24 protein-coding genes and 2 riboswitches are annotated in these 23,234 nt (G+C 54.9%); of the genes, 9 read left to right on the forward strand and 15 right to left on the reverse strand.

Annotated elements, in window-relative coordinates:
• Nucleotides 1-11 precede the first annotated feature (11 nt).
• Nucleotides 12-635 carry a cobalamin B12-binding domain-containing protein gene (locus tag MGLY_RS02410; RefSeq protein WP_156271576.1) on the reverse strand — a complete coding sequence of 208 codons (624 nt, stop codon included), beginning with the start codon at nt 633-635 and terminating at the stop codon, nt 12-14.
• Between the two features lie 295 nt (nt 636-930).
• On the opposite strand from MGLY_RS02410, the gene MGLY_RS18700 reads away from it, so the two are divergent.
• The 4 genes from MGLY_RS18700 to MGLY_RS02430 all read left to right on the forward strand — a co-directional run bounded on the left by MGLY_RS18700 (nt 931) and on the right by MGLY_RS02430 (nt 3,880).
• The gene (locus MGLY_RS18700) at nt 931-1,365 is read left to right on the forward strand and encodes a DUF6431 domain-containing protein (RefSeq protein WP_422880105.1); all 435 of its coding nucleotides are present in this window, start codon (nt 931-933) and stop codon (nt 1,363-1,365) included.
• Between the two features lie 142 nt (nt 1,366-1,507).
• Nucleotides 1,508-2,764 (forward strand): helix-turn-helix domain-containing protein, encoded by a 1,257-nt coding sequence (locus MGLY_RS02420; protein WP_156271578.1) that lies wholly within the window; start codon nt 1,508-1,510, stop codon nt 2,762-2,764.
• Between the two features lies 1 nt (nt 2,765).
• Entirely contained in the window at nt 2,766-3,566 is an 801-nt protein-coding gene (locus tag MGLY_RS02425; protein ID WP_156271579.1) for an ExeA family protein, read from the forward strand.
• An 11-nt stretch (nt 3,567-3,577) separates the two neighbouring features.
• A complete protein-coding gene (locus MGLY_RS02430; protein WP_156271580.1) occupies nt 3,578-3,880 on the forward strand; it encodes a hypothetical protein in 303 nt (100 codons plus the stop codon).
• A 387-nt stretch (nt 3,881-4,267) separates the two neighbouring features.
• Here MGLY_RS02430 and MGLY_RS02435 read toward each other — a convergent pair whose 3' ends face one another.
• The 4 genes from MGLY_RS02435 to MGLY_RS02450 form a co-directional block, all read right to left on the reverse strand.
• Nucleotides 4,268-4,939 (reverse strand): cobalamin B12-binding domain-containing protein, encoded by a 672-nt coding sequence (locus tag MGLY_RS02435; protein WP_422880099.1) that lies wholly within the window; start codon nt 4,937-4,939, stop codon nt 4,268-4,270.
• Nucleotides 4,940-4,983: 44 nt separating this feature from the next.
• Nucleotides 4,984-5,715 (reverse strand): GntR family transcriptional regulator, encoded by a 732-nt coding sequence (locus tag MGLY_RS02440; protein ID WP_156271581.1) that lies wholly within the window; start codon nt 5,713-5,715, stop codon nt 4,984-4,986.
• Between the two features lie 466 nt (nt 5,716-6,181).
• Nucleotides 6,182-6,571: a carbohydrate-binding protein gene (locus MGLY_RS02445; protein WP_156271582.1), complete on the reverse strand. Its 390-nt coding sequence runs from the start codon at nt 6,569-6,571 to the stop codon at nt 6,182-6,184.
• Between the two features lie 159 nt (nt 6,572-6,730).
• Complete coding sequence (locus MGLY_RS02450) at nt 6,731-7,552, reverse strand: lipoate--protein ligase family protein (protein ID WP_156271583.1); 822 nt, start codon at nt 7,550-7,552, stop codon at nt 6,731-6,733.
• Between the two features lie 311 nt (nt 7,553-7,863).
• Between MGLY_RS02450 and MGLY_RS02455 the strand changes: the two genes are divergently transcribed.
• From MGLY_RS02455 to MGLY_RS02465, 3 genes are all read left to right on the forward strand, one after another.
• Nucleotides 7,864-8,253, forward strand: coding sequence for a HEPN domain-containing protein (locus tag MGLY_RS02455; RefSeq protein WP_156276122.1), 390 nt, complete (start codon nt 7,864-7,866; stop codon nt 8,251-8,253).
• A complete protein-coding gene (locus tag MGLY_RS02460; protein ID WP_161952867.1) occupies nt 8,225-8,545 on the forward strand; it encodes a nucleotidyltransferase domain-containing protein in 321 nt (106 codons plus the stop codon). The genes MGLY_RS02455 and MGLY_RS02460 overlap by 29 nt, the downstream gene beginning before the upstream one ends.
• 96 nt (nt 8,546-8,641) lie before the next feature.
• Nucleotides 8,642-8,878, forward strand: coding sequence for a hypothetical protein (locus tag MGLY_RS02465; RefSeq protein WP_156271585.1), 237 nt, complete (start codon nt 8,642-8,644; stop codon nt 8,876-8,878).
• Between the two features lie 138 nt (nt 8,879-9,016).
• Here the strand turns inward: MGLY_RS02465 and ltrA are convergent, their stop codons facing one another.
• From ltrA to gcvT, 5 genes are all read right to left on the reverse strand, one after another.
• Nucleotides 9,017-10,429 carry a group II intron reverse transcriptase/maturase gene (gene ltrA / locus MGLY_RS02470; RefSeq protein WP_156271542.1) on the reverse strand — a complete coding sequence of 471 codons (1,413 nt, stop codon included), beginning with the start codon at nt 10,427-10,429 and terminating at the stop codon, nt 9,017-9,019.
• A gap of 461 nt (nt 10,430-10,890) precedes the next feature.
• The gene (gcvPB, locus tag MGLY_RS02475) at nt 10,891-12,348 is read right to left on the reverse strand and encodes an aminomethyl-transferring glycine dehydrogenase subunit GcvPB (protein WP_156271586.1); all 1,458 of its coding nucleotides are present in this window, start codon (nt 12,346-12,348) and stop codon (nt 10,891-10,893) included.
• On the reverse strand, nt 12,345-13,679 hold the full coding sequence (gene gcvPA, locus MGLY_RS02480) for an aminomethyl-transferring glycine dehydrogenase subunit GcvPA (RefSeq protein ID WP_156271587.1): 1,335 nt from the start codon (nt 13,677-13,679) through the stop codon (nt 12,345-12,347). Before gcvPA ends, gcvPB begins: the two co-directional genes overlap by 4 nt.
• Nucleotides 13,680-13,683: 4 nt before the next feature.
• Entirely contained in the window at nt 13,684-14,076 is a 393-nt protein-coding gene (gcvH, locus tag MGLY_RS02485) for a glycine cleavage system protein GcvH (protein WP_156271588.1), read from the reverse strand.
• A gap of 17 nt (nt 14,077-14,093) precedes the next feature.
• Entirely contained in the window at nt 14,094-15,194 is a 1,101-nt protein-coding gene (gene gcvT, locus MGLY_RS02490; protein WP_156276124.1) for a glycine cleavage system aminomethyltransferase GcvT, read from the reverse strand.
• Between the two features lie 66 nt (nt 15,195-15,260).
• Nucleotides 15,261-15,348, reverse strand: a riboswitch (glycine riboswitch).
• 3 nt (nt 15,349-15,351) lie between these two features.
• A riboswitch (glycine riboswitch) is annotated at nt 15,352-15,455 on the reverse strand.
• A 137-nt stretch (nt 15,456-15,592) separates the two neighbouring features.
• Here gcvT and MGLY_RS02495 point away from each other — a divergent pair.
• Nucleotides 15,593-15,853: an AbrB/MazE/SpoVT family DNA-binding domain-containing protein gene (locus MGLY_RS02495; protein WP_156271589.1), complete on the forward strand. Its 261-nt coding sequence runs from the start codon at nt 15,593-15,595 to the stop codon at nt 15,851-15,853.
• A gap of 5 nt (nt 15,854-15,858) precedes the next feature.
• Nucleotides 15,859-16,266, forward strand: a complete 408-nt coding sequence (locus tag MGLY_RS02500; protein WP_156271590.1) for a type II toxin-antitoxin system VapC family toxin — start codon at nt 15,859-15,861, stop codon at nt 16,264-16,266.
• Here the strand turns inward: MGLY_RS02500 and sdaAA are convergent.
• The 5 genes from sdaAA to MGLY_RS02525 all read right to left on the reverse strand — a co-directional run bounded on the left by sdaAA (nt 16,234) and on the right by MGLY_RS02525 (nt 23,233).
• Nucleotides 16,234-17,115, reverse strand: coding sequence for an L-serine ammonia-lyase, iron-sulfur-dependent, subunit alpha (gene sdaAA / locus MGLY_RS02505; RefSeq protein WP_170290897.1), 882 nt, complete (start codon nt 17,113-17,115; stop codon nt 16,234-16,236). The genes MGLY_RS02500 and sdaAA overlap by 33 nt on opposite strands.
• A gap of 10 nt (nt 17,116-17,125) precedes the next feature.
• A complete protein-coding gene (gene sdaAB / locus MGLY_RS02510; protein WP_156271592.1) occupies nt 17,126-17,782 on the reverse strand; it encodes an L-serine ammonia-lyase, iron-sulfur-dependent subunit beta in 657 nt (218 codons plus the stop codon).
• 149 nt (nt 17,783-17,931) lie between these two features.
• Complete coding sequence (arcC, locus tag MGLY_RS02515; protein ID WP_156271593.1) at nt 17,932-18,876, reverse strand: carbamate kinase; 945 nt, start codon at nt 18,874-18,876, stop codon at nt 17,932-17,934.
• Between the two features lie 187 nt (nt 18,877-19,063).
• The gene (gene ygfK, locus MGLY_RS02520) at nt 19,064-22,114 is read right to left on the reverse strand and encodes a putative selenate reductase subunit YgfK (protein WP_156271594.1); all 3,051 of its coding nucleotides are present in this window, start codon (nt 22,112-22,114) and stop codon (nt 19,064-19,066) included.
• Nucleotides 22,115-22,297: 183 nt separating this feature from the next.
• The gene (locus MGLY_RS02525) at nt 22,298-23,233 is read right to left on the reverse strand and encodes an ABC transporter permease (protein WP_156271595.1); all 936 of its coding nucleotides are present in this window, start codon (nt 23,231-23,233) and stop codon (nt 22,298-22,300) included.
• Nucleotide 23,234 lies beyond the last annotated feature (1 nt).

The following is a 23,234-nucleotide window of genomic DNA, read 5'->3' on the forward strand; positions in this document are numbered from 1 at the left end:
CCTCCAGGAATTTATATCCATTCTTTAGCAAGCCGGACACCCTGCTGTGCATCTTTTGCATAGGCATCTGCTCCTACATATTTGGCAACTTCTTCATTTGTAGGTGCTCCGCCAATTATTATTTTTACCTGTTCTCTCAACCCGGCTTCTTTTATCGCGTCCACAGTCGCTTTCATAGCTTCAAACGCTACGGTCAATAGAGCACTCATACCAACTATGTCGGGCTTTACCTCTTTAATTTTGTCAATAAACTTTTGCGGCGGGACATCTATGCCAAGATCAAATACCTGAAAACCGTTGGCTTCCATTAGAAAAGTTACAATATTTTTCCCGATATCATGAAGGTCACCTTCTACTGTCCCAATAACTACCTTCCCAATATATGTGGTTTCTACGTCCTTTTCTAAGTTGGATTTTACAAGTTCAGAAATTTGCCGGAGAATCTCACCACTCATCAGCAAATCCGGAATAAAATACTCTCCTCGCTCGAAACGTTTGCCGACAAGATCTGTTGCCTCCTTGCAAAGTTCCAGGATAGTTATCGGGTCAGTTCCTCCGTCCAGCAACTGTTTAGCTGTCATTATTGCTTCTTCTTCTTGGAGATTAGCAATAAACTCGACTAATTTCTCAAACATTCTACTAACCTCCCCGTAGTAATTGTTTACGATCAATCCAAGCATCCAACCGGAGTCTATGGTCATGGGATAAATTGTCATTTAGCACACTATCATCCTTAAAACTAGTCCTAACTTTATCAATTTAAAATATCGAGATAACATGTAACAGTTCCCCCAAAGTGATATAATTTTAGCAAATTATTCTGGGGGGCTGTTTATGCAACTGGTATACAATTTCGGTATTTCCCTGGAGGATTATGCTGCCCGGGGTAAGAAAAATGAGTTTCCCGTCATAGAGTCTTGCCCTATCTGTATGGCCCGGCAGGCTCTAAAGCGGCATGGTTTTTACTGGCGTAATGCCGGTAGTGACTCGGAAAAGTGGCTACAGCTGCCCATCTGCCGCTTTTGGTGCCGCTCCTGCCGGCACACCTTCTCTCTTTTGCCTTCCTTTCTCCTGCCGTATTACCAGTATTCCCTTAAGTTCATTCTGGACTGTCTCATATATTTCTTCTCCAAGGCCCGCCTCCTTATTTACTACCAGCTGCTCCAGTTCTACCGCCGCCGTTGGGCGAAGAACATGAATTGCATCCAGGCCTTCTTCCGGGAGCAGGGTTACCAGGAAATAATCCCGCCGGAATTTAAACAAAGGGCCATAAAATTGCTGGAAATGATTGCCGCGTTCCCCAACGCCGAAACCTTTTCCCAAAGGTTCCATAATCATTTCCGGCGCAATTTTATGGCTAATTAATTTTACCATGCTTTCCCCGGTTCCGTAAAGCCTCCCTGCTACATTAGCCACCACACACCTTTTGCCTGTCCTGGGGGACAGGTTAAGGTTAAACTGGTAAATGACCGGACCGGTTAACCTTAAATCCTGGGGAGGGGTTGTGATGGACGAGAAGGACCGGGAAAATATCGCTCTTTTTCGCTTTAGCTTGATTGCGCCGTTGTTGCAGGGTCAGGTAGCCAGCAGGAAGGCCTACCTGGAGAGTATTACGGCCAGACCCCATGAAGTACCGTATTATGGCCTCTGCGACTATAGCCCCCAGACCATTGCCAGCTGGCTCAGGGATTACCGCCGCGAGGGGTTTGAGGGGTTAAAACCGAAAAGGCGTTCTGACCGGGGAAGGCCGCGGGCCTTATCCCCGGAGTTACAGGAGCAACTCCTGGCCCTGCGCCAGGAGGAGCGTTCCTGTCCGGCTTCTGTCTTTTATGAACAACTGGTGGCTAAAGGTGTTATTTTACCGGACGCCGTTTCTTACGCTACCATTTACCGTTTCCTGAAATCCAGGGGGCTTTTAGGCCGGGAGATGCGGCGGGAGCCGGAACGGAAACGCTTTGCCTATGATACGGTGAATACCCTCTGGCAGGGGGATGTGGCGGCCGGGCCTTACCTTCGCGTTGGCAACAAAAAGGTGGCTACTTTCCTCTTTGCTTTTATCGATGATTGTTCCCGCCTGGTGACTTTTGCCCAGTTTTTTACTTCCGAGAAGTTTGAGTCTTTGAAGGTGGTCTTCAAGGAGGCTATCTTACGCCGGGGCATTCCGCAGATGGTCTACGTGGATAATGGTAAAATCTATCGTTCGGAGCAGCTGCAGCTGGCCTGCGCGGCCCTGGGGATAGCCTTGATCAATACTAAACCCTATGACCCGCAGAGCAAGGGTAAGATCGAAAGGTTCTTCTTGACCGTCAGGCAGCGTTTCTTGCCCCTGGTTAAAGATGAACACCTTAAATCTCTGGATAACTTGAACCGCTCTTTCTGGCAGTGGCTGGAGGAAGATTATCACCGCCAGGTCCACAGTGCTTTGGGTATGAGCCCCCTGGATAAGTTTATGTCCCAGTTCAGCCAGGTTAAGATGGTGAGCGACCCGGCTGTTCTGGAGCCGCTTTTTTTCAAGCGGGAGGAACGGCGGGTACATCATGATGCTACTATCTCCATTAACAAGCGCCTTTTTGAGGTGCCGCCTCAATTTATCGGCAACCGGGTGGAGGTGCGCTTTGACCCGGAAAAACTGGAGCGGGTCTTGATTTTTGTGGCCGGTAAAGAGGTGGCGGTGGCACAGCCGGTGGCGCTCAGTGTTAACGCCCGGGCAAAGCGGGAGAGCAAACTTTCTTTTGCCAGCTTACAGGGAGGGGGCCAAAACTAGAATGTACCAGGCTTTTTATGGCTTAAAAGGGGCTCCTTTTGGCAAGGAGCTAAAACCCCAGGATGCCTTCCTTTCCTGCAGTTTAAAAGAAACGAGGGCCCGGCTGGAGTATTTATCCCGCGTCCGGGGCATGGGGGTCCTGGTGGGGGAACCGGGAGCCGGTAAGACCTTTGCCTTGCGGGTCTTTTGTGCTAATTTAAACCCGGCCCTCTTTAAGGTTATTTATTTGCCCCTGGCCACAGGGACGGTCATGGATTTTTACCGCGGTTTGGCCCGGGGCCTGGGGGAAGAACCGTCTTTCCGCAAGATTGACCTTTTTCACCAGATCCAGCAGGCGGTCCAGGTGTTCTTCCGGGATAAAAAGATTACGCCCGTCTTCATCCTGGATGAGATGCACCTGGCTAACCCCAAATTCCTGCTGGACCTGGCCCTGCTCTTTAATTTCGCCATGGACGCCTTTAATCCTTTTATCCTGGTCCTGGCCGGCTTGCCTTTTTTGTTGAGCCGCTTGGAGTTGAACCAGACCCAGTCTCTGGCCCAACGCCTGGTGGTTCGCTTCCAGGTGGAACCTTTAAACCGTGAGGAGGTGGGCGCCTACCTGGAGCACCATTTATCCCTGGTGGGGGCTACCAGGCCTTTATTTGAGCCGCCTGCCGTCGAGGCCATCGCTTCTCGCTCCCGCGGCTGGCCGCGCCTGGTGAACAACCTGGCCCTGACTTCCCTCCTCTGGGGCGCCCAGCTTAAAGCCCAGCTGATTAGTGCTGATGTGGTCCGCCAGGCAGCTGCCGAAATTGGCCTCTAAGGGTGGTGGCTATGCTTAAGCTTGCTTCCCCCAGAGACGTGGAAAGTCTCCTGGAGATCCTGGCTTTCGTCCTCTGGGCGAATACTTCTGGTTCCTACGGTGAGGAATTGGAACGCCCGGTATTGGATTTCGCCCGCGACCTTTACGCTGAATTGCTAAAATACCTGGAGTCTTTCTATACCGCCCGCGAGGAACCCCATTATTACAGCTTTATTTGCCAGTTGCAACTGGAACAAGGATTTGATTTCCAGAGAAAACGCCTGGCTGCCCTTGATAAAAAATTGGCGGAACGGTTCAAGGCCCCTTCTTTTTAGGCCGCGTTGAGCGGCTTTTTTCTTTGGGGATTTTATTGTGCTAATGTGCAATTCCTGAGAATTTGGGGTGCTGTAATTTGATAATCTTGCAGTTTGTGCCGGCGGCGTGAGTTACTTTAATTTGAAAAACGGTGGTTAATTTAATGTGCTAAATGACAATAAATTATTGATCCTGGTTGACTTTTACTCCACTTTAACTCACCTCAACTGCTACACAATTCATCTAATTGAGGTAATTGGGCCTCAATTCAAGAGACTTAAACTTGTATGCCGGTCTATACATTTACTCTAGTATTCTACTCATATTTGATAATTCCTGCTTTACCGAACCAAAAAAATTAAAATTTTGTCCCCCTTCCCTTGGGAAAGATATGATAAAGCAGACAGTTAAACATGAACTTGTCTCCCTTTGGTACTTACAACCCTCATCCCCAGCCAGCGCCGGCAGATGGCCACTCCTTCCCCCGCCTCACGCACCCAGGCGTCGGCACCCACATACTGGCAGACACGCTCATTGACCAGGCCTCCTATAAGAACTTTGATCGCAGGTTTAGGAGCCAGCATGCGGATCAGTTGGACGGTCCGGCGCATGGATTCAAAAGAAGAAGTCAGTAAAGCAGATAACCCCAAAATCCGGGCGCCTGTTTCCTGGAGAATATTCAAAAAAATGTCAGGCGGGATATCCACCCCTGCATCGTAGACGCGGAATCCTTCACATCGAAGCAGGGAGATAGTTATGTTCTTACCGATGTCATGGATATCGCCCTCTACCGTACCAAAAACGATATCGGCTTTACCCGGTTGCTCCTGAGAAATTGGTAAAATGGCCAGCAATGGTTCTAGAACCCGCAGGACCTCCTGGAAAATTTCTGCCGACATTACCAGGTCACTTAAGAAATATTCTCCCGCTGCATAACGTTCCCCTACGATTTTAAGCCCCTGCCGGCACTCTTCTACAATTTCCAGAGGCGGCTGGTGCTCGCGGAGGGCTTGCCCGACCAGTTCAAGAACCTTCTTTTCTTCTAATTCTGCCATAGCCATCGTTAAGGGTCCCAACACAAACCACCTCTCATCTTTATTGGTAGCAGGCCTGTACCCAGCGGCTAAATTACCGTGGGAACCGAAGTCAATTGATACCGATCGCCACGGTATAAACACCATCCCCACCCCACCGGCCGGCCATCCCCGGCCAGGAGTACCTGCTCCAGCAAGAAGGCCGGCGAACCCGGCGCCACCCGTAAAGCCCGGGCCTCTTCCTCATTAAGGACCGTCGCTTGCAAGACCATTTTACTGCTTATCGGAAGAGCCTCGGCATGTTTCTCTACCATCTCCGGGAGTGCCTGGTACTGGAGCTCGTTTTCAAGGATGGGCCGTCCCCGGTCATAGCGGAGGTATTTCCGGTCATAGGCCAGGGGCTCCCCGCCGGCCAGAAGGGAACGGCGGATATAGAGCACCTTCGTCCCTGCCGGAACTTGTAATTTCCCGGCTGCCTTTTCCGGCGCGGGAACCAGCCTGGCTTCCAGCAACCGGACACTGGACGTTAAGCCCCGCGCAGCCACCTCCTTGTGGAATTCTTCCATGACAAAAACAGCGCGGTCCAGCTCGGGCCGGGAGACAAAAGTACCTTTCCCTCGTTCAGTGCGAATGAGACCGGCCCTGGCCAGCTGGCTCAGGCTGCGGCGGACGGTCATGCGGCTTAACCCGTATTTTTCGCTCAGCTCTGCTTCGGAGGGCAATGCTTCCCCCGGGCGGTAGTCACCCGCCCTGATCTGGCGTTCCAGAATTTGCGCCAGCTGATAGTAGGGAGGTACAAAAGAGTTTTTGTCTATAGCCATGTGTTAACCACCTCACTCAGGTAGGAGTAACCAGTAGTAGGTATATCTTGAGCAAAAACCATTTTTTTAAAGTCAGGACATCGGAAATCTGATACTTACCGGCATTTTTTCGTTTAACAATCCTGGGTTTCAAAAAAGCATTATCGTTTATACAGCTATTCTCCATTTATTTAATAATTCCTGCTTAAGGGGAAACTAACAGCAGCATTAATTTAGTTCAAGCCGAGCACTCGCTGCTACTACGTTTTTTCTCTTGTGTTTTTTATAACTTGAAGATCCCATCTGGCAATTAGGCGGCCGTATCCAGAGCCAGGATCACGATCTTTCCACCCGCCATGATGCTTATCTCTATCCCCGGAAAGGCCGGTAAACATGAAGCCCTTTTTTGCTCGCCTTTATAAAATTAAAAGGCCCCGGCTAAGTCCAGGGGGCCTCTAGATCACTGTTATGGATAGGAGGCTTGCTTTTACTTGCGTCCCGGCAGGTTGCCGTTGTGGATTTCAAAGCTCCAGTTGAGGCCGTTATTGTTGTCCCAGTTGTTGGCGCTGTCCTTGAAGCAGATGTTCAGGCGGCTGCCGTCTTCCACCCGGATGTTTTTCACCCAGCCGTAGCCGGTACGCTCCATGCGGTAATCATAGATATTCTGCCAGCTATTGGCGTCCCCGTAACCGGTATGCAGCCATACCTGGTCGGCGCCGCAGGCATCCAGGAGACCGTGGTAAAGGATGGTCACTTCGTCGCCGGCGGTAATGGGTACCGGGTCCACCACCACCCCGCCGGGATATTCGGCCGCCCGCATCTGCTGCAGGCGCGTCCCTTCATCACTCACAAAGCGGCTGCGGTTTTTATCGCCCAAATCTATAACCTCCCCAGGGAAAGTTGCTAAAATTAGTTTCCCTGGAGCGAGGCGGGGCTATGCAAAAATGCTACCTTCTCGCCGGTCCGGTAATAGCGCTGCTCTCAGACACCAGGCGCGAAAAATGAGTTTAGAGATGCAGGTCGGTTCTTTAGGAACTTACCGTCTTTCCAACCAGTCTTTACTGGCATATTTCGCCCTTAACTCCTCCAGGCGCCCTTTTTCCCCATCTGTCAGCTCTCCCCGTATAAATTCTAAGCCGTAGAGCCTGGTAAAGGCCCGGGCTATACCGGCCTTTATTTCCCCTTCTTCGACCCGGCGGCCTAAAATTTCCTCCAGGCCGCAGGCCTGGTGGTAAAATTTATCCTTGAGGCGCTGGCGTACGGCTTCCGAAGGCATCTTCAGGACGGCAAAGAGGTCGTCAACATTTAAGGCGATGACTATCGACCCGTGCTGGAGGACCACGCCCCCTTTGCGGGTCTGGGCACTGCCTACCAGCTTGCGGCCGCCGCTGGTTATCTCATACCAGGAGGGGGCATCAAAACAGGCAGCCGAAGTATGCTCATCCTGGCCTCCTTTGCGGCCGGAGGCAATCTCCACCGGCGCTCCCAGTTCCCTTAACCCCAGGGCCAGGGCCTCCGCCAGGCGCAGGTAAGAAGGGCGAATCCCGCCGGCCATGAGGGGGTGGTCTTCCCGGGCCACCACGCTGTAAGTGACTTCATTGTCATGAAGGACGGCCCGGCCGCCGGTTAAGCGGCGCACCAGCCCCAGGCCCCGATCTTTAATAGCCTCCAGGTCAATTTCTTTCTCTAACTGCTGGAAATACCCCAGGGAAATGGTTGGCGGCGACCAGGCGTAAAAACGTAAGGTCGGCGGCGTTTTGCCTTCCCGGTGCTCCAGGAGGATGGCCTCGTCCACGGCCATGTTGGTGTAAGGGTCGGTCACGCCGGTATCTAACAGCCGCCAGGTTTCAGCTGGCATAGATATACCTCCCTGGACCTGAACGGACTATATGACACAGAAATATTCCTGTTGTCTGGGGTGCCAGTCAACCGGGACAAGGCGAAGGCTGGTACCATCCTCGTCTACTGCGTGTCCCCGCTCCATACCTGATACAACCTCTTTTTACTTCCGTTTTTCTGTATTATAACAGATCCGGGAAATATAATCCCCATTAAAAACTGCACCCGGGGACTAATCTTAAATATTTACCCTGATATTGACATACTTCTCGCATAATGCTATCCTGTAAATAGATGGGAAAATATGTAATAATATTGCAGGTGTTGAAAATGCCTGAAAGAAGCAGCGACTGGCTGCGGCAAGCAGAAGCAGACTTAAGGCATGCCATTAATTCGTTTAACGCCGGGGATTTTGAATGGTCCTGTTTTGCCGCCCAGCAGGCGGCGGAAAAAGCAGTAAAAGCATTATTTCAAAAGTTGCACCTTGATGCCTGGGGTCATACCGTGTCCATTTTACTAGCAAATCTTCCTGCGGAAATTACCGTGCCCGGAAAATTGATTGAGCAAGCCAAAGTTATCGACAAGCATTATATCCCGGCCCGCTATCCGAATGGTTTTGAAATCGGAGCGCCCACCGATTTTTACACTGCCGGGGAGGCCGACACCGCCATCAAGATTGCAGGTGAAATCATTGAATTCTGTAAGAGTCATCTCAGTTGACGAAAATACTGTCAGAAATGCCCTGGAAGACCTGGCGGCAAGGTTGAAGTCAAGGCCGGAGGTGCTGGCTGTTTACCTCTGCGGTTCCTGGGCAAGGGGGAACTACACCCCTTATAGCGACATCGACCTTTTGATTCTGGTTACAAATGACGATAGAAAACCCTGGGATAGAGTACCGGATTATTTGCCCGGCAAATTTCCCGTGGGGCTGGACCTTTTTGTGTACACCCCCGGCGAACTTAAAAACAGCCGTTTTGCCGGGGAGCTTTTAAAAAATGCCATCCAACTCTAGCCTTGCTATACACTCCCTATGCTTATGATTATCCCTAATAAGTGGCACAGCTTATTCTCCTGATTTAATTAGGTTGATCCAGGGAGCCGAATAAAAATGGATGAATTAAAACCGCCATCGATACCGTTTATCGAGAAGGAAAAGATAATTGAGCTGTTAAAGTATTTCACCAAAGAAGAAGCAGCTATCTTAAGTATGCGTTACGGTATAAATCAGCCCGCCATGCCGATTTATAAGATTGCCGAAGTAACAAATATGGACCTTACAAAAACGAAGTTAATGCTAAGGGATATTGAAAGACGTTTACTTAATAAATTACGCTCGAGCAAGTAAGCAGCATCCCTCCTCCCTTACTACCGGGTATAAGCTTCGGTAAAATGCGTTTTATTAGGTATAGATCGATCGAGTAGGAGGGGGCGGCTAGCCCCCGTCCTCTCACACCACCGGACATGCGGGTCCGCATCCGGCGGTTCACCAAGCTTGACGAAGACTTTGATAACGTTCGGTTAAGCTCATCAGGCCCTGGGACTGCCAGTAGGCATTACCCAGGGCTCTATTCATTGGCCCATGGGCCATTCGCCACGGCCCTTTGCGGGCGTTGGCGAAATTATGCACCACCCAATCCGGCAATCCCAATGCGCGTAGCTCGCGGTACCTGGTCCGTACTCGCTTCCACTGCTTCCAGAGGCACATGCGTAGCCTTCTCCGCATCCAGCCTTCCAAGTTCCTGAAAGTGCTGGGCGTGTCGGCCAGGGCGAAGTATCCTATCCATCCACCCAGGTAGGCGTTTAGCCGCTCTATGCGCTCTTCCATGCTTACGGGCTTATTCCGGGAAGTTATCTCCCGAATTTTCATCTTAACCCGTTCAATGGTTTGCGGCGCTAGACGGATAAGGATTTCTCCGGCTTTGGCTTTGTACATGCTAAACCCCAGGAATTTTAGTTTCCACGGCCGGTCTACCGCGCTCTTCTGCTCGTTAATCTTGAGCTTTAACCGCTCCTGCAGGAAGTTGCGGATACTGGCCATGACCCTTTCTCCCGCCCGTTTGCTTTTGACGTAGATGTTGCAGTCATCGGCGTAACGGACGAACTTGTGGCCCCTCTTTTCCAGCTCTTTGTCCAGGTCGTCCAGGAGGATGTTGGCCAAAAGCGGGCTTAAGGGTCCGCCCTGGGGCGTCCCTTCTGCCGTCTCCATGACCACTCCCTTCACCATGACGCCTGCGGTAAGATAGCGGCGGATAAGGGTAAGTACCCTCTTATCCGTTACTTTCCGGGCCACCCGGGCCATGAGTATGTCGTGGTTTACCCGGTCAAAATATTTCTCGATGTCCAGGTCCACCGCCCATTCGTATCCTTCTTCTACGTATTGTCGCGCCTTCTTTACCGCGTCATGGGCTCTCCTTCCGGGTCGGAACCCGAAACTGTTTTCTGAGAACTGCGGGTCAAAAATGGGCGTCAATACTTGCAGGAGCGCCTGCTGGATCAGGCGGTCCATTACGGTGGGTATCCCTAGCAGCCGTTTGCCTCCTCCGGGTTTCGGGATTTCGACCCGGCGCACGGGCTTCGGTCTGTAGGTTCCTGCGAGCAGTTCTTCCCGGATGCGCGGCCATTCGGTACGAATTTGGTCCCGAAGCCGTTCGGTCGGGATGCCATCTACGCCGGGCGCGCCTCCGTTCCGCTCTACACGCTTTAGAGCGGCCAGCATGTTACTCCTGGCCACCACCTGTTCCATCAGGCCGCTACCTTGGCCTCTGCGAGGTGACGTTCCGCTTTGTGCCGGAGAAGAACTCGGCCCTCCCGCGGTCCCCTGCGGCTTCACCACTTCCTCCCGTGGGCAGGCCCCTTCCGGGGTTTTCTGCTGTCTTCGTCCTTCTCGCGAACGCATCGTTTCACCTCTGACTTGATGTTCGGGCCTTCCCCTGCGGTTCATGACCCCCAGGGTACTATGCCTTCTGCTGACTCCTGCCGGTTCAGTCGTGCCTTTCGACACGGGTTACCAGCTTTCCCTGGCCTACCCGGCAGGTCTCCCCGGGTAAGAGCGTTAACCTTCACCCCGCGCCCGCCCCATCTACTCTACCGCCCCTTGGCAGCCTGGGATTTCGCTGTGTATTGCCAGCTCATCCGGACGGTCTAGCCTCGTATGGGGTTCTTGTTCATCGGGCCGTGGCTTTGCCTCCGGCTTCCTTCAGATTCCACCTCGCGATGGACACCCTTGCCTTTGGCTAACAGACTGTGCTGCCTCGCCTGCAGTGGACTTTCACCACTAAGTTAACGCCCATGCCGGGCGCACAGTAAAAGCCGGCAGCCCTGTACCTGCCGGCTTTGCTCATCTTTCGCCAGGGACGGCTATTTTCCCTGCCAGCGTAAGACCGGATTCCGGGCGGCGCCGACTTCGTCCAGGCGCCGCACCGGGGTGTTATGGGGCGCGCTGTGGAGGAGGTCCGGATTCTCGACTACTTCTTTACTGATAGCTATCAAAGCATCGCAGAAGGCATCCAGGGTTTCCTTGGGCTCCGTTTCCGTGGGCTCAATCATCATGGCCTCCGGAACAACCAGGGGGAAGTAGATGGTCGGCGCGTGGAAGCCGTAGTCCAGGAGGCGTTTGGCGATATCCAGGGTATGAACGCCGGCGTCACTAACCTCTTTAGAAGGAACAATGACAAACTCATGCTTGCACACCCGGTCGAAAGGCACCTTGAAGTAGGGCCTGAGGCGCGCCAGCATATAATTGGCGTTTAAAACGGCCTGCTCGCTGGCCATTTTCAGGCCGGCAGGACCCAGGGTACGGATATAGGAGTAGGCCTTGACCATAACGCCGAAGTTGCCGTAGAAGGAACGTACCTGGCCGATGGTCTGCGGCCGGTCGTAATCCAGGTAATACTGGCCGGCTTCGTTGCAAGCCACCACCGGTACCGGCAGGAAGGGCGCCAGGTGCTTTTTCACCCCCACCGGGCCGCTACCGGGTCCGCCGCCGCCGTGGGGGGTGGCAAAGGTCTTGTGGAGGTTCAGGTGTACCACATCAAAGCCCATATCCCCCGGCCGGGTAATACCCATAATGGCGTTCAGGTTGGCGCCGTCATAATAGAGGAGCCCGCCGGCCGCGTGGACCAGGGCGGCCATGGCTTCAATATCGCTTTCAAAAAGGCCTAAAGTGTTGGGATTGGTCAGCATGAGGGCCGCCGTGCGGGGGCCGACGGCCGCCTGCAGGGCTTCCAGATCCACCAGGCCCCGCTCGTCCGAGGGTATCTGGACTACCTCCAGGCCGGCCATGGCGGCGCTGGCCGGATTGGTCCCGTGGGCAGAATCCGGCACCAGTACCTGGCGGCGTTCCAGGTCGCCGCGGCTCTGATGATAGGCGGCAATAATGGCCAGGCCGGTATACTCGCCGTGGGCCCCGGCGGCCGGCTGCAGGGTAACGGCGTCCATACCGGTGATTTCCGCGAGATACTCCTGCAGGTTGTACATGAGTTCCAGGGCGCCCTGGGCCGCTTCCACCGGCACCAGGGGGTGCAGGCCGGTAAAGCCGGGCAAACCGGCGGCCGCTTCATTGACCTTGGGGTTGTACTTCATAGTGCAGGAGCCCAGGGGGTAAAAGCCGGTATCCACACCGTAGTTCATGCTCGACAGGTGGGTAAAATGGCGGACGACTTCCACTTCGCCCAGCTCCGGCAGGGCGGCATCAGCCCGGCGGCGGGCCGCTGCCGGGAGGTAATCCTCTACCTTCCCCGGCACGTCGCACTCCGGCAGGGTATAACCCCGCCGGCCGGGAGCCCCCAGTTCAAAAAGTAACGGTTCCGTCTTCATGCCAGTATCCCTCCCATGGCCGCTACCAAAGCGTCAATTTCGGCCCTGGTCCGCACTTCCGTGACGGTAAAGAGCATGGCGCCTGCAAGTTCCGGGTAATAAGGACTCAAGTCAAAACCGGCGGCAAAACCCTGATCCGCCAGGCCCCGGGCCACCTCCCCTGGCCCCCTTTTCGTCCTCAGGACAAACTCGCAGAAGAAGGGGCCATTAAAGACCGGCGTCACCCCCGGCAGGTCGGCCAGCCTGTCGTAGGCGTAATGGGCCTTCAGCAGGCACTGGCGGGCCACTTCTTTCAGGCCCTCCCTGCCCAGGGCCGCGAGATATATGGTGGCTGCCAGGGCGCAGAGGGCTTCATTGGAGCAGATGTTGGAAGTAGCTTTCTCGCGGCGGATATGCTGCTCCCGGGCCTGGAGGGTCAGGACAAAGGCCCGTTTACCTTCGACATCAGTGGTCTGGCCGACGATGCGGCCCGGCAGCCGCCGTACCAGTTTCTCCCGGGCGACGATAAAGCCCAGGTAAGGGCCGCCGAAGTTCAGGGGATTGCCCAGGCCCTGGCCCTCGCCTACGGCCAGGTCGGCCTCGTATTCCCCCGGTGCCGCCAGTAGTCCTAAGGAAATGGGGTCCACGACGGCAATGCTTAAAGCCCCGGCCTGATGGGCCAGTTCCGTTGCTGCGGCCATGGATTCAATTTGACCAAAGAAATTAGGATTCTGCAGGATAACCCCGGCAACGTCCTTCCCGGCCATTTTTTCCAGGGCAGCCAGGTCCGTCCGGCCATCAGCCAGGGGTATCTCCACCAGCTCTACTCCCTGGCCTCTGGTATAGGTAGTCAGGACGGCCCGGTACTGGGGATTGACGGCCCGGGAAACTAAAATCTTCTGGCGCCGGGCGGCGTTGCAGGCCACCAGGGCCGCCTCGGCTGTGGCCGTAGCCCCGTCGTAATGGGAAGCCGTGGCTACATCCAGGCCCGTCAACTCGCACATTAATGATTGAAATTCAAAAATGGCCTGTAAAGTCCCCTGGCTAATCTCCGGCTGGTAAGGTGTGTAGGCCGTGTAAAACTCGGAGCGGGCCAGGAGGTGGCCTACCACGCTGGGAATATAATGTTCGTAAGCTCCGGCGCCCAGGAAGGAGACCAGCCTTTTATTCTTCCCGGCCAGTTCTTCCAGGTGGCGCCAGACCTCGGCTTCCGCCATGGGCCGGGGGAGATTGAGGTCCCGGCCCAGGCGGACAGTCGCCGGTATGTCAGTAAAAAGCTCTTCCATCCGGTTGGCACCGCAGGCCGCCAGCATCTGCTGCCGTTCCGCTGCCGTGGTGGGAATGTACGTCATCCCCCTACTCCCCCTTCTCCTCCTTTACCAGTTGCCGGTAAGCGCCGGCATCCATCAGGTCTTCCACTTCAGCCGGGTCACTCATTTCCAGTTCAATCATCCAGCCCTTGCCGTAAGGGTCGGCGTTGATGTCCTGGGGTGAATCCAGGAGGGTTTCATTGACGGCGACGACTTTGCCGCCTACCGGTGCGTAGACATCGGAGGCCGACTTGACGGACTCGACGACGCCAAAGCTGTCACCGGCAGCCAGTTCGTCGCCCACCTGGGGTAACTCGACAAAGACGATATCCCCCAGGGCTTCCTGGGCGTAGTCGGTAATGCCGATGCGGGCGCGATTGCCCTCAACTTCCACCCATTCATGATCCTTGCTGTAATACAGGTTAGCAGGGAATTCCATCTTCCCATTCCTCCTTCTTACTTTTTGGTCCGGCGGTAGAAGGGGAGATCCACCACCACGGCGCGGTGCAGGCGGCTGCGGATGCTCACCTCTACTTCGGCGCCGGCACTAACAGTTCCTGCTGCCACCAGGGCCAGGGCAATATTTTTCCCTAAAGTGGGGGCATAGGAACCGGAAGTAACATAACCTATTTCCCGGCCACCCGCCAGGACGGGGTACCCCGGCCGCGGGATGCCCCGGTCGACCATGGCCAGGCCTACCAGCCGGCGTTTGATGCCGGCTTCTTTTTGCGCCGCCAGGGCTGCCCTGCCGTTGAATTCACCCTTCTCCAGGCAGACGAAGCGGCCCAGGCCGGCCTCCAGGGGACTGATAGCCGGGCCCAGCTCATGGCCGTACAGGGGCATGGCTGCTTCGAGGCGCAGGGTATCCCGGGCCCCCAGCCCGGCCAGCACCAGGCCCGCTTCCCGGCCTGCGGCCAGGAGCTGGTGCCACATGGCGGGGGCGTTGTCAGCATTAAAATAGATCTCAAAACCGTCTTCCCCCGTATAACCGGTGCGCGAAATCAGGCAATCCACCCCCAGCACCCGGCCCCTGGTCCAGCGATAGTAGCCCAGGGGCGCAAGTTCCACATTTGTCAGGGGTTGGAGGATGGCCAGGGCCAGGGGGCCCTGGATGGCCAGCTGGGCCGTGGCCGGGGAAATATTGCTTACCTCCACTTTCAGGCCGGCGGTGTTCTCCCGGATCCAGGCAAAGTCCTTATCGATATTGCCGGCGTTAACTACCAGCAGGTACTCGCTTTCCCCCCGGGGATAGACCAGGAGGTCGTCGACAACACCCCCGTCCGGGTAACACATGGGACTGTAAATCACCCGGTCGCCGGTAGCCCGGGCGGCATCGTTGGTGATTAATTTTTGGACCAGGTTAAAGGCTTCCGGTCCTTTAATGACAATCTCGCCCATATGGGAAACATCGAAGAGCCCGGCACAGTTACGCACCTGCTGGTGTTCTTCGATAATGCCGGTGTACTGGACGGGCATCAGCCAGCCGCTGAATTCCACCATCCTGGCCCCGGCAGCTATATGTTCTTCATACAGAGGTGTCTTTTTTAACTCCGCCACCTCATCCACCTCGCTTTAGTTAGTATGTCCACAAAAAAAGCCATCGCCGCATCATGCGGTGATGGCCTCTGTCCTGGTACCTGAGAGATTAGGCAGCTGCCTGCCTTCCCCTTTGGTGTCCCTTAAAGTCAGGCTTTAAGGAAGCTCTCCAGAGTTGGGTCCGGGAGCAGTACTTTTGCCTGAGAGGTTCCTTCCCCCGTCACCTGCCCGGGGGAAATTGCTCCTTCGGCGCCCTTGGGGGGTCTCTTCCACTCCCTTCATCCGCCCGGTATGCAGTTTTATTCTATAATATTCGCTTGACAGGCAGGAATTCCTGCTGTCGAGTAAAAATTTTTCAGGTAATTTTTCCTTGACAGCACCTGATGTAAGGCATAAATTTAATGTAAGGAGGTGCTTTTATGTTTAGAGCGAAATTAACAAGTAAGGGACAGGTCACCATACCTGTAGCTGTCCGCCGCAAATTAAGCCTCCAACCTGGAGACGATCTTTTATTTGATATCAGTACGGATGGAGAGGTTAAACTCCGGGCGTTAAAGCGGAAACCTTTAACCGAACTTTATGCGGCCTTACCTGCGTCAAGACCCTATCCCGGTACGGCTAAGGTTCGCGAAGAGGTGGCTGGTGAAATGGCCCGGCAAATCCTGCCAAAGGAGAAATAGCAATAATGGTTTATTTGTGGATTGACGCTAATGTTATTCTGCGTTTTATCACTGGTGATCCACCCGAAATGGCTGCCAAAACCCTGAAACTCATGGCCCGTGCTGAAAAAGGGGACATCGGTCTAAGGGTGTCCCCCCTGGTGTTAGCCGAAACCGTCTGGGTGCTGTCCTCTTTTTATAAATACCCGAAAAAGGAGATTGCTGAAAATCTGATCTCCTTTATCTGTGCTGACGGCATTTACCCGGAAAACCAGGCTTTACTTATCCAGGCCCTGAAAGATATGGCTGATAAAAATGTCGATTTTGCGGATGCTTACCTGGCTGCCTTAGCTGGCAACCAGGAAGAAGCTATCTGTTCATTCGATGTTGATTTTCAGAAATTAGGCGCTAGATGGGTTATGCCGCCAGGTTGAAATCTGCTCCACCAGCCTCCGGGCGGTAGGGCAGGCAGCTACCCCGCCGGTACCGGTTTCCCGTAATGATGCCGGCAGGGCGCGGCCCACCTGGACCATGGCGGCTATTACCTCGTCAAAGGGTAGATAGCACTGGACGCCGGCCAGGGCGATGTCGGCTGCCGCCAGGGCCTGGGCCGCCCCGGTGGCGTTGCGCATGACACAGGGGATCTCCACCAGGCCACCCACCGGGTCACAGACCAGGCCCATCAGCCCCTGGAGGGCCACCCCGGCGGCGGCAGCAGCCCGTTCCGGTTCCCCACCGGCTATTTCTACGGCGGCAGCCGCCGCCATGGCCGTAGCTACCCCGCATTCAGCCTGGCAGCCCAGGGCCGCCCCGGAAAGGGAGGCCTGCCGGGCCGCTACCATGCCGATGCCGGCGGCTGTAAATAAACCGTCCACCAGCTGGTCTTCTCCCAGGCCCCTTTCGGCTTCCAGGGCCAGGAGCACCCCCGGCAGGATGCCGCAGGAGCCGGCCGTAGGCGCCGCCACCACCCGGCCCATGGCGGCATTGACTTCGGCTATGGCCATAGCTATGGCTACAGCCCGGGCGGTGGTGGTACCGGAAAGGCTCTTACCGGCCCGGCGCCATTCCTCCAGGAGCTTGCCGCCCCCGCCTACCAGGCCGCTGGGGGAGCGGATATCTTCACTTAACCCTTTCTGGGCCGCAGCCCGCATGACCTGGAGCCGTCCGGCCATCAGCCCCCGTACCTCTTCCCGGGGTTTGCCTTCCAGTTCCTCCTGGTAACGGATAACCACCCCGCCCAGGGTTAATTTTTCTGCCCTGGCCAGCTCCAGGAGTTCAGCCATATTGCGAAAGTTATACCGGGTCAATGCTAATCACCCGTTCAATAATTGGTAAAGACCGCATGGCTGCTACCAGTCCCGCCGGAACTGGCTGGTCCGTTTCCACGACCATGAGCGCCTTTTCGCCGGCCGCCTGGCGGGAAACCCGCATCCCGGCAATATTCACCCCTGCCCCGGCCAGCAGGGCCGTCACGGCGGCTATCACCCCGGGGCGATCGGGGTAGGCAGCCACCAGGGTCGGCAAATCACCGCTCAGTTCGACGGTAAAGGCATCGATCTTTTTCACCAGGACCTGGCCTCCACCCAGGGAAGAGGCTACCACCTGGACGGCCCGTTCTTTGCCTTTTAAGTTTAGCTGCACGGAATTGGGGTGGACATCTCCCAGGTCCTTTTCGCCAAAGGTTACTGCCAGGCCTTCCCGGGGGGCCAGTTCCATGGCCTCCCGCACCCGTTCATCATCGACATTAAAGCCCAGGAGGCCGGCCACCAGGGCGCGGTCGGTGCCGTGGCCGCGGTAAGTACGGGCAAAGGAGCCGTGGAGCAAAATCTCCGCCCGGCAGGGCACTTCACCCAGGATAGCCCGGGCCAGGCGGCCGATGCGGACGGCCCCGGCCGTATGGGAACTGGAGGGCCCGATCATTACCGGGCCGATAATTTGAAAGGCATCCATCGACCGCCACCCCTTAGTTATTATAACCAGCAAGGAACGGGAGTTAAATTTTATTTTATGAGACAATAGTTCAATAATCGGAGTGAAAGCGGAGTGATTGTGGAGATGGTCCTGCCCGGCCAGTTAAATTATATTTAATTGACCATAACTTACCCCGCGACAATCCTGGTCCCAGAACGGCCGGCTACGGCCTCGGCAGCCCTGGCCAGGGAGCCGATAATGGCTTTTTCGCCCCCCGCCTCTACGAAGGCAATGGCGGCTTCGACCTTTGGTCCCATGCTGCCCGGCGGGAACTGGCCCTCGGCCAGATACCGGCGGGCCTCACTGGCGGTCAGTTCCTCTACCTCCCGCTGGGTGGGCCTGCCGTAGTCCAAGCAGACCCGCTCTACGTCCGTCAGCAGGAAAAGGACATCAGCCCCTACCTGGCTGGCCAGGATCGTGGCCGCCCGGTCCTTATCAATGACGGCCTCCACTCCTGCCAGGCTGCCGTCGGGACGGCGCACCACCGGGATGCCCCCGCCGCCCGCGGCGACAACGATAACTCCCGCCATAGTCAAAGCCTTGATGGCTTCTTTCTCGATAATCTCCAGGGGTTTAGGCGAGGGTACCACCCGGCGCCAGCCGCGGTTGCTGTCTTCCGCCATGCGATAGCCCCGTTCCTGCATCAATTTTTGGGCTTCTTCTTCGCTGTAAAAAGGGCCTACGGGCTTGGTGGGATTTTGAAAAGCCGGATCGTCGGCCGCAACTACCACCTGGGTAATGACCGCGGCCACCGGCACCTGGAGACCCTGGCGGGCCAGTTCATAACCCAGCACCTGCTGGATGGCATACCCTATGGAACCCTGGGTGTTGGACACCAGGACATCCAGGGGCATGGCCGGGACAATATCCTTGGCCAGTTCATTTTTAATTAGCAAATTCCCCACCTGGGGCCCGTTGCCATGGGTTAGCACCAGGCGATAACCATTACGGACAAGATCGCCCAGTTGCCGGCAGGTGACAGCAACGTTAGCCTTTTGCTCGGCAAAGGTCCCCTTTTCCCCGGGGCGGGTGATGGCATTGCCGCCAAAGGCCATGACTACGGTCTGGGGCATCTTACTCCCTCCTGTGTTATCACTCTTTATTTTATGCCTATATATTCAATACAGATTTAATTATTCCTGCCGGCACCAGCAGATTTTTAAGTAAAATTAAAAACAGGGGTGGTTTTGCCACCCCTGCTAAACCAGCACCGTTCCCGGCGTTGTTGTCCAGGGCATTAAAGGCTTGCCAGGTGGTAATTTAAAACAAATACTTATACCCCTTATAAGCAGCCCAGACAAGGTCCAAAATGCCTTTTTCTAAATCAGCATCAGCCCTGCCAGAGGCATCAAACGTTACCTTCAATACCCTGCCGTCAACCCGGAGCTTAAAGACAGGTTCCTCCCCGCCTGCTAACAAGAGGAAACCGTTGTTCTGGCTGTTGGTAAAATCTTCTTCCCTCCAGAAAAGAGTTAATTTATCCTTATAAGGAGCGCCGTCATAAGGGCAAAATGTCGCGCAGTTCCCGCATTCATTGCACATACCGTCCACATGAATGATCTGGTTTACATTCTTGCAGCCTCCATTGCCGGCTACAATAGCAATATTGGCCCTGTTGGGGCACACTTCCACACAAATATTACACACAAACCCGCATTCCAGGCATCGCTCATGTTCCTGCCCCAAATCCAGGAAAACGGCTTTCAGGGTTCCTTTTTTCAGGTTAATCTCCTGCAGCCTTTTTTCCTGTTCAAATGATAGCCTTATGCCGGTGTCGTGCAAAGCACCTTCCCTGGCGAGAATCGCTCTGGCAACCTTGCGGCCATCGGCAATAGCCTCCACTATTGTGGCCGGGCCGCGCAGGGCATCGCCGCCGAGAAAAACATTTTCAACATTTGTTTCATTGGTAGCGGGATTAATGGCAATTTCCCCCTGGGCGTTAACCTCTATACCGTTCCTCTGCAGGATACTATAGTCCACACCCTGGCCGATGGCAGAGATAACGGCATCAACCTCGATATTTTCAAACTCGCCCTCTAGAGGAACTACATTCATCCTCCCCGAGGCATCCGGTTCGCTGAGTTGCATCTTGTGACACTGTAAGACACCATCAGACCAGGAGTACGGGGATAAAAGCTCCTTCAAGATTATGCCCTCTGCCAGGGCAGCTTTGATTTCTTCCCTGCTCGCCGGCATATACTCTTTAGTTCTCCTGTAGACGAGATAAACTTTTTCCACGCCTTCCACCCGCAGGGCCGCCCTGGCGGCATCCATAGCCACGTCCCCTCCGCCGATGACGGCCACCTTTTTCCCCAGCTGCCCAGTCTTCCTGCCCGCTTTAAACTTCTCCAGGAATTCAATGGCGCTCACTACTTTTTCGGCGCCGCTCTTTAGAGCCAGGGCTTTAGCTTCTCCCGCCCCTATCGCCAGGTACACGTATTTATAGCCGTCCCTTTTTAGCTGCTCGACGGAAAAGTCCGGATCGGCGCCCAGCTTAAATTCGACGCCCGTCCCCTTAATCAGCTCCAGATCGTTTGCAATTGCTTCCCTTGCCATCCGGAAAGGCGGGATAATATACTCGACGGTACCGCCGGGCTTTTCTCGTTTCTCAAAGATGGTGACACCCAGGCCGGCCCTGGCGAGAAAATAACCCGCAGCCAGGCCTGAGGGCCCCGCCCCAATAATCGCCACCCTGGTTGTTTTTCGCGCGGTCGCCTGCCCATCTCTTTGCGCATGGGGCCGGCAGCCGTTTTCGGCAGCCACCTTCTTTAGGGCGCGAATGCGAACCGGCTCGTCATAGTCCAGGCGGGTACACTTGGCGGCGCAGTGCTGGGTACAAATCGTACCCGTGATAAAGGGCAACGGGTTTTTGGCAATTATAAGTTCATACGCCTCGCGATACCTTTGCTCCCCTACCAGCCTGATATACTCCGGGATGTCCTGGCCAATGGGGCAGCCAGCGGTACACGGCGCTATAAAGCAATCCGTTAAGGGTAATTGCTTGCCTAACTTCCGGCTCCTGACCCCTCTTTTTTCCTTCAGGTAATCGGGATCTTTAAAGGCGCCGGCCGCCAGTCCGGCGAGCTTTTCCACATCTACAGTATCTGTTGCCCTGTCCTGCAGGTGAGATTCCAGTTCCCCGGCAATTTGTTGCAACCTTAGATAGCCTCCAGGCTTTAAGAGCGTCGTGGCTACGGTAATGGGCCATATCCCCGTCGCGAAGATGCGAGCAATGTTAAAAGCATCTCCTCCGCCGGCATAAGAAATTTTTAACCGCCCGGCAAATTCCGCCGCCAGCCTGGAGGCAAGATTAATGGTCAAGGGATACAGGGCCCGGCCTGAGAGATACATTTCTTCGCCCGGCAATTCGCCTTTTGTGTTTTTTACCGGCAGGGTATTGGAAAGTTTGACGCCAAAACCCCTTTCCTGTTCCTGAGCAAACCCTTGCAGCCTCTTTAATAAGGCCAGGCCCTCTTCATATTGCAGGTCATGGCTAAAAGACTCCTCTCGCAGGTGAATGTAATTATAACCCATCCTGGCCAGGGCATCTTTTACAAATTCATACCCCAGCAGGGTCGGATTCAACTTGACAAAGGTATGCAGTTTTTTCTCCGCCAGGAGATACCGGCAAATGGTTTCTATTTCTGCCGGCGGGCAGCCGTGCATGGTGGAAAGGGTAACGGATTTACAAATATTTGGTGAGATGCTGTCGATAAACTCTTCATCCGCCACCGCAAACCTTTTGATTTCTTCCTTTAGCACCGTCTTGCATTCCTGGAATATCGCGGTATTTGAGGCGTCCTTGAGCCCCTCTATGAATTGATCAACTTTGGGAGATTTTATGCCCTTTAAGTCATAGCCAACGCTCATATTAAAAATAAAGCCCCGCTGGTCCGAACCCCACAGTTCCTTTTGCAAGATGTGCAGCAAAAACCATGCCTTGACATACTCTTCCAGGGCTTCCTCAATGGCCAGTTCGGTCGACCATTCCACGTTATAACCTTCATCAGCAGCATCAATACACGGTTTGGCAATGTCCAGTTGGTCAAGCACCTGCACCGTCTTCAGCTCAAAAAACCTGCCGCCGGATAGAAAAGCAGCGACTATATTCTGGGCCAGTTGCGTATGGGGACCGGCAGCCGGTCCAATGGCGTTTTCCAGATATTCTCCGAATAATTGCAGGTAGACTTCTCTTCTCCTCTGGAAAAATTTTTCCTGCGGTAGGCCAAAAATGCTGCCGTATCTCTCTTTTTCTGCCAGTACCCAGTTTAAGAGTTTCCTGAACGGCAGCGGACGCATTACGCTACCCATGCGCTATCCCCCCATATGAAAGTCCAATTCAGTCCTAACTAAAAAACTACTGGTCCTGGGGCTCCCTGCTTGTCAGCCCCCGTTACCAGATACTGCGTATTTTTATATACATTAATTCGATACAATTTTATTTAATCCTGCTTACCTGATAACATTTTTGAAAAGTCGGGCGTTGCCGCCACCTTATCTTTCCTCCCGGTCGTAAGGAATGGACAGGGCACCGGGGGCGCCGATGTGTTTCACCAGGGTCTGGCGGGTAGCAATGATCAGAACCACCAGGGTCAGGATATAGGGTAACATCTTTAAGAAAAAGGAAGGAATGGCGATTTTGGTGGCCGCCTGCAAGGTATAGGTCAGGGCATCCACGCCGCCAAAGAGATAGGAACCAAGGAGCGCTTTAACGGGGTCCCAGACGGCAAAGATCACCAGGGCTACGGCAATCCAGCCCCGGCCGGCCGTCATGTTCTCCAGCCAGCTGGGGGCATAGGCCAGGGAAAGGAAGGCGCCGCCGGCGCCGGCCAGCATACCGCCAATAATGACGTAGATATAGCGCAGGGCAAAGACATTGACCCCCAGGGCGTCGGCTGCCGCCGGGTTCTCCCCCACGGCCCGTAAATTCAGGCCCGGCCGGGTACGGTAAAAATAGTACCAGAGCAGCGGTACCAGGACATAGGTTAAATAAACCAGGGGGTCGTGGCGGAATAAGACCGGACCAATAAGGGGGATATTGGCCAGGAAGGGTATGGCCACGGGCTTGAAGCTTAAGGGCAGGGGAATACCAACATAGGGTTTGCCCAGGAAACCGCTTAAACCGGTGCCAAACATGGTCAGGGCCAGGCCGGTTACCACCTGGTTGGCCCGCAGGGTGATGGTCAAAAAGGCAAAGATAGCCGCCAGCAACCCGGCCGCCAGCAGGGCCACCAGGAAGCCCATCCAGGGGTTACCCGTGCGCACCGCTACCATGAAGCCGGTCACGGCTCCCACCAGCATCATGCCTTCCACCCCCAGGTTTAAAACCCCGGCCCGCTCGGCCAGGATTTCCCCCAGGGCGGCATAAAGGATAGGTGTGCCGGCAGTTATGGCTGCCGCCAGGGTGGCGATCCAGATCGAGTTTTCCATA

This window comes from Moorella glycerini, from assembly GCF_009735625.1.
GTDB lineage: Bacteria > Bacillota > DSM-521 > Neomoorellales > Neomoorellaceae > Neomoorella > Neomoorella glycerini.